The organism is Rhodopseudomonas rhenobacensis (assembly GCF_014203125.1).
Lineage (GTDB): Bacteria > Pseudomonadota > Alphaproteobacteria > Rhizobiales > Xanthobacteraceae > Rhodopseudomonas_A > Rhodopseudomonas_A rhenobacensis.
In genome coordinates this window covers 89,708-104,593 of record NZ_JACHIH010000004.1, presented here as the reverse complement: position 1 = coordinate 104,593, position 14,886 = coordinate 89,708, and the positions used below count along the sequence as shown (strand labels likewise).

Annotated in this window: 14 protein-coding genes; 11 read left to right on the top strand and 3 right to left on the bottom strand. The window is 66.0% G+C overall.

Features of this window, described 5'->3' with window-relative positions:
- Nucleotides 1-30 precede the first annotated feature (30 nt).
- Nucleotides 31-1,311: a lipoprotein-releasing ABC transporter permease subunit gene (locus HNR60_RS05450; protein WP_184255145.1), complete on the top strand. Its 1,281-nt coding sequence runs from the start codon at nt 31-33 to the stop codon at nt 1,309-1,311.
- An 8-nt stretch (nt 1,312-1,319) separates the two neighbouring features.
- A complete protein-coding gene (locus HNR60_RS05445) occupies nt 1,320-2,018 on the top strand; it encodes an ABC transporter ATP-binding protein (RefSeq protein WP_184255494.1) in 699 nt (232 codons plus the stop codon).
- A 111-nt stretch (nt 2,019-2,129) separates the two neighbouring features.
- Here HNR60_RS05445 and HNR60_RS05440 read toward each other — a convergent pair whose 3' ends face one another.
- Nucleotides 2,130-2,390, bottom strand: coding sequence for a DUF3551 domain-containing protein (locus tag HNR60_RS05440; RefSeq protein WP_184255143.1), 261 nt, complete (start codon nt 2,388-2,390; stop codon nt 2,130-2,132).
- A gap of 123 nt (nt 2,391-2,513) precedes the next feature.
- Nucleotides 2,514-2,780 carry a DUF3551 domain-containing protein gene (locus tag HNR60_RS05435; protein WP_184255141.1) on the bottom strand — a complete coding sequence of 89 codons (267 nt, stop codon included), beginning with the start codon at nt 2,778-2,780 and terminating at the stop codon, nt 2,514-2,516.
- A gap of 472 nt (nt 2,781-3,252) precedes the next feature.
- Between HNR60_RS05435 and dnaE the strand changes: the two genes are divergently transcribed.
- On the top strand, nt 3,253-6,750 hold the full coding sequence (dnaE, locus tag HNR60_RS05430; RefSeq protein ID WP_184255123.1) for a DNA polymerase III subunit alpha: 3,498 nt from the start codon (nt 3,253-3,255) through the stop codon (nt 6,748-6,750).
- 9 nt (nt 6,751-6,759) lie between these two features.
- Here the strand turns inward: dnaE and HNR60_RS05425 are convergent, their stop codons facing one another.
- Complete coding sequence (locus tag HNR60_RS05425; protein WP_184255121.1) at nt 6,760-6,993, bottom strand: hypothetical protein; 234 nt, start codon at nt 6,991-6,993, stop codon at nt 6,760-6,762.
- A 275-nt stretch (nt 6,994-7,268) separates the two neighbouring features.
- Here HNR60_RS05425 and HNR60_RS05420 point away from each other — a divergent pair, with 275 nt between their 5' ends.
- The 8 genes from HNR60_RS05420 to rseP all read left to right on the top strand — a co-directional run bounded on the left by HNR60_RS05420 (nt 7,269) and on the right by rseP (nt 14,886).
- On the top strand, nt 7,269-8,276 hold the full coding sequence (locus HNR60_RS05420) for a 30S ribosomal protein S2 (protein WP_184255119.1): 1,008 nt from the start codon (nt 7,269-7,271) through the stop codon (nt 8,274-8,276).
- Nucleotides 8,277-8,413: 137 nt separating this feature from the next.
- Entirely contained in the window at nt 8,414-9,340 is a 927-nt protein-coding gene (gene tsf / locus HNR60_RS05415; protein WP_184255117.1) for a translation elongation factor Ts, read from the top strand.
- Nucleotides 9,341-9,402: 62 nt separating this feature from the next.
- A complete protein-coding gene (gene pyrH / locus HNR60_RS05410) occupies nt 9,403-10,119 on the top strand; it encodes a UMP kinase (protein ID WP_184255115.1) in 717 nt (238 codons plus the stop codon).
- A 58-nt stretch (nt 10,120-10,177) separates the two neighbouring features.
- Nucleotides 10,178-10,741 (top strand): ribosome recycling factor, encoded by a 564-nt coding sequence (gene frr, locus HNR60_RS05405; protein WP_184255113.1) that lies wholly within the window; start codon nt 10,178-10,180, stop codon nt 10,739-10,741.
- 110 nt (nt 10,742-10,851) lie between these two features.
- Nucleotides 10,852-11,610, top strand: a complete 759-nt coding sequence (locus tag HNR60_RS05400; protein ID WP_184255111.1) for an isoprenyl transferase — start codon at nt 10,852-10,854, stop codon at nt 11,608-11,610.
- A 5-nt stretch (nt 11,611-11,615) separates the two neighbouring features.
- Nucleotides 11,616-12,464: a phosphatidate cytidylyltransferase gene (locus tag HNR60_RS05395; protein WP_184255492.1), complete on the top strand. Its 849-nt coding sequence runs from the start codon at nt 11,616-11,618 to the stop codon at nt 12,462-12,464.
- Nucleotides 12,465-12,468: 4 nt separating this feature from the next.
- Nucleotides 12,469-13,692 (top strand): 1-deoxy-D-xylulose-5-phosphate reductoisomerase, encoded by a 1,224-nt coding sequence (gene dxr / locus HNR60_RS05390; protein ID WP_184255109.1) that lies wholly within the window; start codon nt 12,469-12,471, stop codon nt 13,690-13,692.
- Nucleotides 13,693-13,734: 42 nt separating this feature from the next.
- A complete protein-coding gene (rseP, locus tag HNR60_RS05385) occupies nt 13,735-14,886 on the top strand; it encodes an RIP metalloprotease RseP (protein WP_184255107.1) in 1,152 nt (383 codons plus the stop codon).

Here is a 14,886-nt window from a genome sequence, read left to right as displayed (position 1 = left end):
AATAAGCCCGAATCGTGTGAGATTCGGACTATGGATGAAGCCATGAGCGAGCCAGTTCGAACCCCACCTTTCGCGCCATTCGAATGGCTGCTGTCCGGACGCTATCTGCGCGCACGACGCAAGGAGGGATTCATCTCGGTGATCGCCGGGTTTTCCTTCCTCGGCATCATGCTCGGCGTCGCCACCTTGATCATCGTGATGGCGGTGATGAACGGCTTCCGCAAGGAACTGCTGGACAAGATTTTGGGCCTCAACGGCCATTTGCTGGTGCAGCCGCTGGAAAGCCCGTTGACCGACTGGAAGGACGTCGCCGAGCGCATCTCGGGCGTCGCCGGCATCCGGCTCGCCGCACCCGTGGTCGACGGCCAGGCCTTGGCGTCCTCGCCGTTCAATGCCTCGGGCGTGCTGGTGCGCGGCATGCGCGCCGACGATCTGAACAACCTCACCTCGATCGCCAAGAACATCAAGCAGGGCACGCTGGAAGGTTTTGACGAGGGCCAGGGCGTCGCGATCGGGCGACGGCTCGCCGACCAATTGTCGCTGCACGCCGGCGACAGCATTACGCTGGTGGCGCCGCGCGGCGCGGTGACCCCGATGGGGACCACGCCGCGGATCAAGCCCTATAAGGTCACCGCGGTGTTCGAGATCGGGATGTCGGAATACGACAGCGGCTTCGTGTTCATGCCGTTGCCCGAGGCGCAGGCCTATTTCAACCGCGCCTCCGACGTCACCGCGATCGAGGTGTTCACCAACAACCCCGACAAGATCGACGCCTTCCGCAAGAGCGTCACCGAGGCGGCGGGGCGGCCGGTGTTCTTGGTCGACTGGCGGCAGCGCAACTCCACCTTCTTCAACGCGCTGCAGGTCGAGCGCAACGTCATGTTCCTGATCCTGACGCTGATCGTGCTGGTGGCGGCGCTCAACATCGTCTCCGGGCTGATCATGCTGGTGAAGGACAAGGGTAGCGACATCGCCATTCTGCGCACCATGGGCGCCTCGCAGGGCTCGATCATGCGGATCTTCCTGATCACCGGCGCTGCGATCGGCGTGGTCGGCACCCTGACCGGATTTCTGGTCGGCCTCCTGGTCTGTCTGAACATCGAGTCGATCCGCCAGTTCCTGTCCTGGCTGACCAACACCGAGCTGTTCTCGCCGGAATTGTATTTCCTGTCGCGGCTACCCGCCGAGGTCGACGTCGGCGAAACCGCCGCGGTGGTGATCATGGCGCTGACGCTGTCGTTCCTCGCCACCCTCTATCCGTCGTGGCGCGCGGCCCGGCTCGATCCCGTCGAAGCGTTGAGGTACGAGTGAGCACGACGATGGAGGAGGTCGCTGAAGAAGTCCCGGTCGTCTATCTGCACGACGTCAAGCGGCAGTACGTTCAGGGCGAGTCGATCCTGACCATCCTCAACGGCGCCAAGCTGGCGCTGTGGGCTGGCCAGTCGGTGGCACTCGTAGCGCCATCCGGTGCAGGCAAATCGACGCTGCTGCATATCGCCGGACTGCTCGAGCATCCGGACGAAGGCGAGGTCTATGTCGGCGGCACCGCCACCTCGGGCCTCAGCGACGCCGAGCGCACTCAGATCCGTCGCACCGACATCGGCTTCGTCTATCAGTCGCACCGGCTGTTGCCGGAATTCTCCGCGTTGGAAAACGTCATGCTGCCGCAGATGATCCGCGGCTTGAAGCGATCCGAGACCATCGAGCGGGCCAAGGAAATCCTGGCCTATCTCGGGCTTGGCGACCGCATCACCCACCGCCCGGCGGAACTGTCCGGCGGCGAGCAGCAGCGGGTCGCGATCGCGCGGGCGGTGGCCAACGCGCCACGCGTGCTGTTCGCCGACGAGCCGACCGGCAATCTCGATCTGCACACCGCCGATCACGTGTTTCAGGCTTTGATGCAGCTGGTCCGCGCCACCCAGGTGGCGATGCTGATCGCCACGCATAATATGGAATTGGCCGCGCGGATGGACCGTCGCGTCTCGATCCAGGACGGCCAGGTCATCGAACTGGATTAGCTCGCGCGGCAATTCACGAGCGAGGTCGGCGGCGCCCACGATCGCCGCGTAGATCGTCAAGAAAAAAGCAACGATCAGCGATCGTTCCCGGATTGCTTTCCCGCCTGCGGCTCAATGCCGGTGATGACGCCGATGCGTCCGCGCACGCGGCGCCGGTTGCCGCTGCACCGGCGCGGCATACCACGGGTTCTCCAGGCACTGCGCGGCGCGGCCGGACGCCGACATCTGACATTGCGGGATCGAGGTGTAGGCGCATTCGTCGTAATAATCGACGTAGCCTTGGTAGACCCGCAGGCAGACCGGATAGTCCCGGGCGAGCGCCGTCGAGGGAAGGGCGAGGACGCCCAGAGCGATCAAAGCCGCGATCCGCATCGATTTCTCCAATCAAGCTGTCCGCGGTGGCCCGGGAGTGATCCCCGGGGCGGACGTCGTGCTGCGACGGGGGGGCGCCTGAACGCCTCCACCGGCCGCGTTCGCCGGAGCCTATGCGAGGATTCAATCGCGATAGTGACGCCGGCTGCGCCGCGGCTGCGGCTCCTGTTCGACCGCGCCGAAGCTGTAATACGGATTGGTGTCGCAATAGGCGTAACGGCCGGAGGCCGTGGCCTGGCATTGCTGATAGGTCGAGAAGCTGCAGTCGCCCAGCACCTGAGCGTAGTCCTTGCCCTTGATGCAGAACGGATAGTCCCGGGCCTCGGCCGGCGTCGTATCGATCGCCGACACGGCGCCGAGCGCCAGCAAAGCCAAAAGTGCAGCACGCATCTTATCCTCCAACCGGCCGCAGCCGTCTGTGATTCCACGTGATGGAGCAAGCCGCTCCGCGGCTGCCGCGTCAACTCACTTCGCCGCGCAGGTGCCATCCGCCGCAACGCGACCGCCGGCGAATTTACACTTCGTCAGCCATCTTGTTCCGAGGCTTCGCGGCCGGCTTGACTTTGGAACGGATCAAGAACAATGTTCTGGTTATGTTCCAACCAGGGAGGCTGAGATGTTGAAGACCTTCGTTGAAGAGGCCGCGGCGCTGGCGTCGATCGTGCTGTTCGTCGGGATGATCGCGGTCTGGGCCCAGGTGATTCCACAATTGTGAGGCAAACCTCAGGCTGCGGCTGGGGACAGCGGGACTGGTTGCTGCGGTGCCGGTTTACAGGCGGTTCGCAGCGACGCACCATAAGGTCCGAGTCGACCGGAGCCACTCCGGTCGCGCCGTCCTCAGTCCTGGATATGACGCCGCGTCATGAGCAATGCCGGATTCGTTCATCTGCACGTGCATTCGGCGTATTCGCTGCTGCGGGGCTCGATCAAGGTCGCCAAGCTGTGTGAGCTCGCCAAGGCCGACCACCAGCCGGCACTGGCGCTGACCGACACCGACAATATGTTCGGGGCGCTGGAATTCTCCGAGAAGATGGCCGGCTACGGCATTCAGCCGATCGTCGGCTGCGAGCTGGCGATCGATTTCGGCGATCTCGACCCCAATGCCCGCAACGCGCTGTCGGCGGCGCCGTCGCGGATCGTGCTGCTGGCGGCGCGCGAGCGCGGCTATCGCAGCCTGATCAAACTGAATTCGCGGGCTTTCCTTGAGACCCCGGTCAACCAGATCCCGCACATCAAGCTCGACTGGCTCGACGGGGAGGCCGAGGATCTGATCGCGCTGACCGGCGGACCGGACGGCCCGATCTCACTAGCGTTCAACGCCGACCATGCATCCCTGGCCGAAGACCGCTGCGCGCGCCTGGCCAAACTGTTTGGCGACCGGCTCTATGTCGAACTGCAGCGTCACGGCGTCGATGCCGAGCGCCGCGCCGAGGCGGCGCTGATCGATCTGGCCTACGCCAAAGGCCTGCCGCTGGTGGCGACCAACGAGCCGTATTTCGCCACCACCGACGATTACGAAGCGCACGACGCGCTGTTGTGCATCGCCGGCGGCCGGCTGGTGGCGGAGAGCGACCGTCCGCAGCTGACCCCGGATCACCGCTTCAAGACCCGGGCCGAGATGGCGGTGCTGTTCGCCGACCTGCCGGAGGCGTTGGCCTCGACGGTGGAAATCGCCGAGCGCTGCGCGTTCCGGCCGCGGACCCGCAAGCCGATCCTGCCGCATTTCACCGTCGGCGCCGGCACCGGCAGCCACGCCGCCGCGGCTTCCAGCAACGAAGCCGACGAGGTGCGGGCGCAGGCCGAGCAGGGCTTGACCAAACGCCTTCAGCTGCACGGCGTGGCGAAAGGCGCCACCGAAGAGGACTACCGCGCGCGGCTGGAATTCGAACTCGGCATCATCACCCGGATGCAATATGCCGGCTACTTCCTGATCGTCGGCGACTTCATCAAATGGGCCAAGGAGAACGGCATTCCGGTCGGCCCCGGCCGCGGCTCCGGCGCGGGATCGCTGGTGGCCTATGCGCTGACCATCACCGACCTCGATCCGATCCGCTTTGGCCTCTTGTTCGAGCGCTTCCTCAATCCGGAACGCGTGTCGATGCCCGACTTCGACATCGACTTCTGCCAGGACCGCCGCGGCGAAGTGATCGAATACGTGCAGCGCCGCTACGGCCGCGACCAGGTGGCGCAGATCATCACCTTCGGGACGCTGCAGGCGCGCGGCGTGCTGCGCGACGTCGGCCGGGTGCTGCAGATGCCCTACGGCCAGGTCGACAAGCTGACCAAGCTGGTGCCGCAGAACCCGGCGGCGCCGGTGACGCTGAAGCAGGCGATCGAAAGCGAGCCGAAGCTGCAGGCGTTCCGCGACGAGGACCCGGTGGTGGCGCGCGCCTTCAACATCGCGCAGCGGCTGGAAGGTCTGACCCGCCACGCCTCGACCCACGCCGCCGGCATCGTGATCGGCGACCGCCCGCTCTCCGAGCTGGTGCCGATGTATCGCGATCCGAAATCCGACATGCCGGTCACCCAGTTCAACATGAAATGGGTGGAGCCGGCCGGGCTGGTCAAATTCGACTTCCTCGGCCTGAAGACGCTGACCGTGCTCGACGTCGCGGTGAAGCTATTGAAGCAGCGCGGCGTGATAGTCTCGCTGCCGACGCTGCCGCTCGACGATCCCGACACGTTCGCGATGCTCGGGCGCGGCGACGTGGTCGGCGTGTTCCAGCTGGAAAGTCAGGGCATGCGCCGGGCGCTGGTCGACATGCGGCCCGACCGTTTCGAGGACATCATTGCCCTCGTGGCGCTGTATCGGCCGGGCCCGATGGCCAACATCCCGACCTATTGCGCCCGCAAGCACGGCGACGAGGAGCCGGAATATCTGCACCCGATCCTGGAGTCGATCCTCAAGGAAACCTTCGGCGTCATCATCTATCAGGAACAGGTGATGCAGATCGCCCAGGTGATGGCCGGCTACTCGCTCGGCCAAGCCGACCTGTTGCGCCGCGCGATGGGCAAGAAGATCCGCGCCGAGATGGAGAAGCAGCGCGCCGGCTTCGTCGCCGGCTCGGTCGAGCACGGCGTGCCCAAGGCGCAGGCCGACGCCATCTTTGAATTGCTGGCGAAGTTCGCCGACTACGGCTTCAACAAGAGCCACGCTGCGGCCTACGCGCTGGTCTCGTACCACACCGCCTACATGAAGGCGCATTACCCGGTGGAGTTTCTCGCGGCGTCGATGACGCTGGAAATCCACAACACCGACAAGCTGTCGGAATTCCGCGCCGAGGCGCAGCGGCTCGGCATCAAGCTCGAGGCGCCGAGCGTCAACCGCTCCGGGCCGACCTTCGAGGTCGCCGACGGCGTGATCTACTACGCGCTCGCCGCGCTGAAGGGCGTCGGGCAGCAGGCGGTCGAGCTGATCGTCGAGGGGCGCAAGGCCGGGCTGTTCACCTCGCTGGCGGACTTTGCCGCCAAGGTGAACCCGAAGGCGATCAACAAGCGGGTGATCGAAAGCCTCGCCGCCGCCGGCGCCTTCGACCAGCTCAATCCCAACCGCGCCGCGGTGTTCGGCGGCGCCGACGCCATCATGGCGGCCTGCCAGCGCCACCATGAGGCGGCGGCGATGGGCCAGGACGACATGTTCGGCGGCATGGCCGACGCGCCGACCATCATGCTGCCGCAGATCGAGGGGTGGCTGCCGGCGGAGCGGCTGCGCCGCGAATACGACGCCATCGGCTTCTTCCTGTCCGGCCATCCGCTCGACGATTACGCCACCGCGCTGAAGCGGCTGCGGGTGCAGTCCTGGGCCGAGTTCTGCCGCGCGGTGAAGTCGGGCGCCACCGCCGGCAAGGTCGCCGCCACCGTGGTGTCGCGGATGGAGCGGCGCACCAAGACCGGCAACAAGATGGGCATCCTCGGGCTGTCCGATCCGACCGGGCATTTCGAGGCGGTGTTGTTCTCCGAAGGCCTCGCGCAATATCGCGAGGTGCTGGAGCCCGGCGGGGCGGTGTTGCTGCAGCTCGGCGCCGAACTGCAGGGCGAGGACGTCCGCGCTCGCATCCTGCACGCCGAACCGCTCGATGACGCCGCCGCCAAGACCCAGAAGGGGCTGCGGATCTTCCTGCGCGACACCACGCCGCTGGATTCCATCGCCCGCCGGCTGCAGATGCCGGAAGGCGGCGGCTCGGCGCCCCCGGCCGGCGAGCCAAAGCGGCCGGGCGGCGAGGGCGAGGTCACGCTGGTGATGATGCTGGATCTGCAGACCGAGGTGGAAATGAAACTACCCGGCCGGTTCCGGGTGTCGCCGCAGATCGCCGGCGCGCTCAAGGCCGTGCAGGGCGTCGTCGACGTGCAGACAGTGTAGGGGCGAAGCTCAACCCGCCAAAACCGCCTTTTTCACCGCCTGCGGCAACTCGATCGGCCGAAACGAGGTCGCCGGGTAGAGATAGTCCTCGGCGGATTCATCGACGATGCGGATCAGACCGTGCTGCTCGGCCTCGGCCTCGGCGTCGGGGAGGGCGACATAGATCTTCCGCTTCTCCAGCGAGGTCTCATAACCCTCGTTGTCGATGCAGACAACCAACTGTTCGGCCTGGGTTTTCGCCATTCTTCCCAACTTCAAAGCAGCTGTTTGATCTTGTCCTCGGAGAGATGCTCAGTCAACGTGCGGTTGTGGTGCTGGCCTCTGCCAAGAGGGTGCCCACGCCCACCCGAACCGGCCATTTGCCTTGCTTCTGCGCAGAATCCGGCTATATACCGCGCCATCTCACACGGAAGCATGGCAATAACGCCGTCCGGTGGCATCCGGGCCGAGCTGCAGGCTATCTGCAGCAAGCCCTTGTGCTCACACGCTTCCGGAGGAACCAACCGGAGAATATCACGATGGCACTTCCCGAATTCTCGATGCGTCAGCTGCTCGAAGCCGGCGTCCATTTCGGCCACCAATCGCACCGCTGGAACCCGAAGATGGCCGAGTACATCTTTGGCGCCCGCAACAACATCCACATCATCGATCTGGCGCAGACCGTGCCGTTGCTGCACCGCGCGCTTCAGGCGGTCAGCGACACCGTGGCCAAGGGCGGCCGCGTGCTGTTCGTCGGCACCAAGCGGCAGGCCCAGGACAACGTCGCCGAAGCCGCCAAACGCTCGGCGCAGTACTTCGTCAATTCGCGCTGGCTCGGCGGCACGCTGACCAACTGGAAGACGATTTCCGGGTCGATCAAGCGGCTGCGCCACCTCGACGAGGTGCTGAATTCCGGCGACGCCAACGCCTACACCAAGAAGGAGCGGCTGACGCTGCAGCGCGAGCGCGACAAGCTCGACCGCTCGCTCGGCGGCATCAAGGACATGGGCGGCTTGCCCGACCTGATCTTCGTGATCGATACCAACAAGGAAGACATCGCGATCCAGGAAGCCCAGCGGCTCAACATCCCGGTGGCGGCGATCGTCGACACCAATTGCGACCCCAAGGGCATCACCTATCTGGTCCCCGGCAATGACGACGCCGGCCGCGCCATCACGCTGTATTGCGACCTGATCGCGCGTGCGGTGATCGACGGCATCTCCCGCGCCCAGGGCGATTCCGGCTTCGACGTCGGCGCTTCGGTGGCGCCGGTGCGCGAAGAACTGCCGGCCGCTGCGGCCCCCGCCGCCGCCACCGCCTTCCAGGGTCTGGCCGGGCCGCGCGGCACCGCCGACGACCTCAAGAAGCTCACCGGCGTGTCCGGCGCGATCGAGAAGAAGTTCAACGATCTCGGCATCTTCCATTTCTGGCAGCTGGCCGAACTGGACCGCGACACCGCGCACAAGATCGGCGAAGAAGTCGGTCTGCCGAGCCGCGCCGATGGCTGGGTTGCCCAGGCCAAGGCGATGACCGCGGAAGCGGAATAACGCATTCGCATTGCGGCCGGGACATCCGGCCGCAATGTTTCGGCGGCAACAATCAATTTTCGATTCCTGACGGCGAAATCGTGCCCGGCGGCCTGGCTGCTCGGCGCGCGCCCTGACAGGCAGAAGGACGTTCAAAGATGGCAACGATTACAGCGGCGATGGTCAAGGACCTGCGCGAGACCACCGGCGTCGGCATGATGGATTGCAAGCAGGCGCTGACCGAGAACGACGGCGACATGCAGGCGGCGATCGACTGGCTGCGCAAGAAGGGCCTGTCGAAGGCCGCCAAGAAGGCCGGCCGCGTCGCCGCCGAAGGTTTGATCGGCGCGTTGACCGACAAGACCAAGGGCGTGCTGGTCGAGGTCAATTCCGAGACCGACTTCGTCGCCCGCAACGAGCAGTTCCAGGGTCTGGTCAAGATGATCGCCCAGGTCGCGCTCAAGGTCGGCGCCGATCTCGACAAGATCAACGCCGCGCCGGTCGGCTCCTCGACGGTCGCGACCGCAATTGCCGACGCCATCGCCACCATCGGCGAGAACATGACGCTGCGCCGCGCCGCCGTGCTCGAAGTCGGGCAGGGCGTGGTCGCGAGCTACATGCATAACGCCGTCACCGAGGGCGCCGGCAAGCTCGGCGTGATCGTGGCGCTGGAGTCCGCCGGCAAGACCGACGAGCTGGCCGCGCTCGGCAAGCAGCTGTCGATGCACGTCGCCTCCGCCAACCCGCAGGCGCTGGAGCCCGCCGGTCTCGATCCCGACGTGGTGCGCCGCGAGAAGGACGTGATGGCCGACAAGTATCGTCAGCAGGGCAAGCCCGAGGCGATGATCGAAAAGATCGTCGAGAACGGCCTGAAGACCTACTACAAGGAAGTCTGTCTCATGGAGCAGGCCTTCATCTTCGACGACAAGGGCAAGTCGGTCGCGCAGGCGGTCAAGGAAGCCGAGGGCCGGGTCGGCGCGCCGATCAAGGTCACCGGGTTCGTGCGCTACGCGCTCGGCGAAGGCATCGAGAAGCAGACCTCGGACTTCGCCGCCGAAGTCGCCGCCGCCAGCGGCCAGAAGTAATCGACGACACGACCTCCCGGCCGCAACGGCCGGGAGCCGCGCCGGAAGGAAGCGATCGCATCATGGGTGAGCCGATCTATCGTCGGGTCGTGATCAAGCTGTCCGGCGAGTATTTCGCCGGCGACCAGTCATTCGGCATCGACCAGCCGACCATCGATCGGATCGCCGGCGACCTGATCGCTGCGCAGAAACTCGGCGTCGAGATCGCCGTGGTGGTCGGCGGCGGCAACATCTTCCGCGGCGTCGAAGTATCGTCGCGCGGGGTGTCGCGCCCGACCGGCGATACCATGGGCATGCTCGCCACGGTGATGAACTGTCTGGCGCTGGAGGCTGCGATCGAGCGCCGCGCGGTGGCGGCGCGGACCTTGTCGGCCTTCGTGATGCCGCAGGTTTGCGAGCTGTTCACCCGAGGTGCTGCGCATCGCTACCTGGCCGAGGGCAAGATCGTGCTGCTCGCCGGCGGCACCGGCAATCCGTTCTTCACCACCGATACCACGGCGGTATTGCGGGCCGGCGAGATCGGCGCGCAGGCGGTGCTGAAGGCCACCAATGTCGACGGCGTCTACAGCGCCGATCCGAAAAAAGATCCATCGGCGCAGCGTTTCGAACGACTGTCGCATTCGCAGGCGCTGGAAGGCGGCTATAAGGTGATGGACGCCACCGCGTTCGCGCTGGCCCGCGAAACCTCGCTGCCGATCATCGTCTTTTCGATCGCCGAGGCCGGTTCGATCGGCGCGATCCTGAGCGGGACCGGGCGCGGCACGGTGGTCGCGGGCTGATCGCGGCGCCGACCACGGCGTCGGCGAGTCTTGAGTAAGTTTGCAAGGAGAGGCGGCAATGCCAACGGGCGGTTTTGACATCAACGAATTGAAGCGTCGCATGCAGGGCGCCACCCAGTCGCTCAAGCACGAGCTGGGCGGGTTGCGCACCGGGCGCGCGGCGGCTTCGATGCTGGAGCCGGTGCAGGTCGAGGCCTATGGCAGCCACATGCCGCTGAACCAGGTGGCCACCATCAGCGTCCCCGAACCGCGGCTGTTGTCGGTGCAGGTGTGGGACAGGTCGATGGTCAAGGCGGTCGAAAAGGCCATCGTCGATTCCAATCTCGGCCTCAGCCCGGCCACCGAGGGCCAGGTGCTGCGGCTGCGGATTCCGGAGCTCAACGAGGAGCGCCGCAAGGAATTGGTCAAGGTCGCGCACAAATATGCCGAGGCGGCCCGGGTCGCGGTCCGCCACGTCCGCCGCGACGGCCTCGACACCCTGAAGAAGCTCGAAAAGGGCAGCGAGATTTCCGAAGACGACCAGGAGCGTCTGGCGCACGAAGTGCAGAAGGCGACCGACGCGACCATTCTCGAGGTTGACCAGCTGCTGGCGACTAAGGAGAAGGAAATTCTTACCGTCTAAGTCGACCCCCGCTGTGGCCTTGCGATCGGAAATTGCGCAGCTTACTGGTGGACTGGTTGTTTGCGGCAAACGGGAAGCCTCTTCGCGGATTACGCATTGGGAATTGACCTATGTCGAACGTCGCCGCGCCCGCGCCTGACCGATCGGATTCATCCGATATGCCGGCGCACGTCGCCATCATCATGGATGGCAATGGCCGCTGGGCGGCGGCGCGCGGATTGCCGCGCGCCGAGGGCCACCGCCGCGGGGTCGAAGCGCTGCGCCGTGTGGTCCGCGCCTCCAACGAGCTCGGCATCGCCTATCTGACGATTTTCTCGTTCAGCTCGGAGAACTGGTCGCGCCCGGCCAGCGAAATCGGCGATCTGTTCGGCCTCTTGCGGCGCTTCATCCGCAACGACCTGGCGACGCTGCACCGCGACGGCGTCCGGGTGCGCGTCATCGGCGAGCGCGAGGGCCTCGAGCCGGATCTTTGCGCGCTGCTGACCGAGGCCGAAGAGCTGACCCGCAACAACACCCGGCTCAATCTGGTGGTCGCCTTCAACTACGGCTCGCGGCAGGAGATCGCCAACGCCGCGCAGCGGCTGGCGCGCGAGGTCGCCGAGGGCAAGCGCGATCCGGCCTCGATCGATCCGGACAGCCTCAGCCAATATCTCGACGCCCCCGACATTCCCGATCCCGACCTGATCATCCGCACCAGCGGCGAGCAGCGGCTCTCCAACTTTTTGATGTGGCAGGCGGCCTACAGCGAACTTGTTTTCGTGCCGATTCACTGGCCTGATTTCGACAAGGCGGCGCTCGAGGGCGCGATCGCCGAATACGCCCGCCGTGAACGCCGGTTCGGCGGTTTGGCGGCGAAAACAGGATCGTGACCGAGGTGAATCAGGAACAGGCGGCGCCGACACCGGCGGCCGACACAGGCTCGCGCAATCTGGTGATGCGGGCAGCGACCGCGCTGGTGCTGGCGCCGCTGGCGATCGGCATCGCCTATGCGGGCGGCTGGGCCTGGGCGGCGCTCGCCACCGCCGTGGCGGTCGGGCTTTACATCGAATGGCTGAGCGTCGTCGGCGCGATCGGCGACAGGCGCGTGGCCGCGGCCGGAAGTGTCGCGCTGCTGCTCGGCGGCGCCGCGCTGGCGCTCGGGCAGGGCGCGCTCTGCATCCTGGTGACCGTGGCCGGCCTGGTCGCCGTGGCGGCGCTGAACGCCGAACGCCGTGGTTGGAGCGTGCTGGGCTATGGTTATGCCGCGGCGGCGCTGATCGCCTCGGTGCTGGTGCGGCTCGACCCAAATGACGGATTTGCCGCGCTGATCCTGGTGCTGCTGGTGGTGTGGGTGACTGACATCGGCGGCTACTTCGCCGGCCGGAGTATCGGCGGGCCGAAGCTGTGGCCGCGGGTCAGCCCGAAGAAGACCTGGGCCGGCGCGTTCGGCGGGTTTTTCGGCAGCCTGATCGTCGCCTCCGGCTTCGCCGCGTTCGGGATCGGCAAATGGCTGCCGCTGCTGACGCTGGCGGCGCTGTTGTCGGTGGTCTCGCAGCTTGGCGATCTGTTCGAATCCGCGGTCAAGCGGCGGTTCGGCGTCAAGGATTCCAGTCACATCATCCCCGGCCATGGCGGTCTGCTCGACCGCCTCGACGGCTATGTTGCGGCGATTGTCGTTGCGGCCCTTTTCGGGGTGATGCGGGGCGCTTTGGATGGCGCCGGCCGCGGTCTTATGGTTTGGTGAAAAAATGAGTGCAGTTCCATTGCGAAACGCCCGGGTCGCGGCGTCCGGCGTCCGTAGCGTCAGCGTGCTCGGCGCCACCGGGTCGATCGGCGACAGCACGATGGACCTGCTGCGGGCCTCGCCCGAGCGCTATCAGGTCGAGGCGTTGACCGCCAACACCAACGTCGCCGGCCTCGCCAAGCTGGCCAAGGAGTTCAACGCGCGCTTCGTCGCGGTGGCCGATCCGGCGCGTCTCAGCGAATTGCGCGCGGCGCTCGCCGGCACCGACATCGCCTGCGGTGCAGGCGAGGGCGCCATCGTCGAAGCCGCCGAGCGGCCGGCCGACTGGGTGATGGCGGCGGTCGCAGGCGCTGCCGGGCTGAAGCCGGCGTTGGCCGCGGTCGACCGCGGCGCCCACGTCGCGCTCGCCAACAAGGAATGCCTGGTTTGCGCCGGTGAATTCTTCATGGATCGCGCGGCGAAGGCCGGCGCCACCATCCTGCCGGCGGATTCCGAGCACAACGCATTGTTCCAGGCGCTCGCCTCCGGCAATCGCGACGAACTCACCAAGGTGATCATCACCGCCTCGGGCGGCCCGTTCCGCACCTGGGCCGCCGCCGACATCGAGCAGGCGACGCTGGCGCAGGCCCTGAAGCATCCGAACTGGAGCATGGGGCAGAAGATCACCATCGATTCCGCCTCGATGATGAACAAGGGCCTCGAAGTGATCGAGGCGTCCTGGCTGTTCGCGCTGTCGCCCGACGAGATCGACGTGGTGGTGCACCCGCAGTCGATCATCCACGGCATGGTGGAGTTTTCCGACCGTTCGGTGGTGGCGCAGCTCGGCTCGCCCGATATGCGCACCCCGATCGCGCATTGTCTCGGCTGGCCGGACCGCATCGTCGGCCGCGCCGCGCCGCTCGACCTCGCCAAAATCGGCACGTTGACCTTCGAGGCGCCGGACTACGCCCGCTTCCCCGGCCTGAAACTGGCCTATGACGCGCTGCGCGCCGGCAACGGCGCCACCACGGTGTACAACGCCGCCAACGAGATCGCGGTGGCCGCCTTCATCGCGCAGCGGATCCGGTTCGGCGCGATCGCCCGGCTGGTCGAGGAGACGATGAACTCGTGGATCCGCGCCGGCAATCTGGCGCCGTTGAGCTGCGCCGACGACGCCATCGCGGTGGACCACAACGCGCGAGATATGGCTGCCGCGCTATTGCCTCAAATTGCCGCAAAGGCATCCTAGAGCATTAAATTCAGGGCCACCGGCTCTGCTGAGAGGAATCGGATGGCTGACATATTTCTTAACAGCTTCAATGTGTTGAGCCATGGCGTGATCGGCTACGTCATTCCGTTCCTGTTTGTGCTGACGATCGTCGTGTTCTTCCATGAACTGGGGCATTTCCTGGTCGCCCGCTGGGCTGGCGTGAAGGTGCTGACGTTCTCGCTGGGCTTTGGTCCGGAATTGGTCGGCTTCAACGACAAGCATGGCACCCGCTGGAAGATCTCCGCGATCCCGCTCGGCGGTTACGTCAAATTCTTCGGCGACGAGAGCGAGGCGTCGACGCCGTCGAGCGCCGCGCTGTCGAAGATGACGCCGGCGGAACGCGAGGGCAGCTTCCACCACAAGAAGGTCGGTCCGCGCGCCGCGATCGTCGCCGCCGGGCCGATCGCCAATTTCATCCTGTCGATCGCGATTTTCGCCGCGTTGTTCACGATTTCAGGCCGCCCGATCACCAGCGCCCGGGTCGACGCCGTGCAGGCCGACAGCCCCGCCGCCGCCGCGGGCTTCCAGCCTGGCGACGTGGTGATGAAGATCGACGGCAAGACCATCGACAGTTTCACCGAAATGCAGCGCACCGTCGGCAGCGAGGCCGGCCGCGAGCTCGCCTTCACCATCAAGCGCGGCGACGCCACGCTGGAGCTGCGCGCCACCCCGGTGCAGAAGGAGATCAAGGACGGCTTCGGCAACGTGCATCGCGCCGGCATCCTCGGCATCAGCCGCTCGAGCAATCCCGGCGACGTGATGACCGAGCGGGTCAACCCGGGAACCGCGCTGGTGCTCGGCGTCAAGGAGACCTGGTTCGTCGTCGACCGCACGCTGGCCTATATCGGCGGCATCTTCACCGGCCGCGAGGCTGCCGACCAGCTCGGCGGGCCGCTGCGAATCGCCCAGATCTCCGGCCAGGTCGCGACCTTCGGGCTGACGCCGCTGCTGCATCTCGCCGCAGTGCTGTCGATATCGATCGGACTGCTTAACCTGTTTCCGGTACCGTTGCTCGATGGCGGGCACCTTTTGTTCTATGCGGTGGAAGCGGTCCGGGGCCGGCCATTGTCCGAACGCGCCCAGGAAATGGGTTTTCGCATCGGTTTGGGGCTGGTTTTGATGCTGATGGTGTTCGCCACCTACAATGATATCTTGCATCTGGCGGCGTCATGA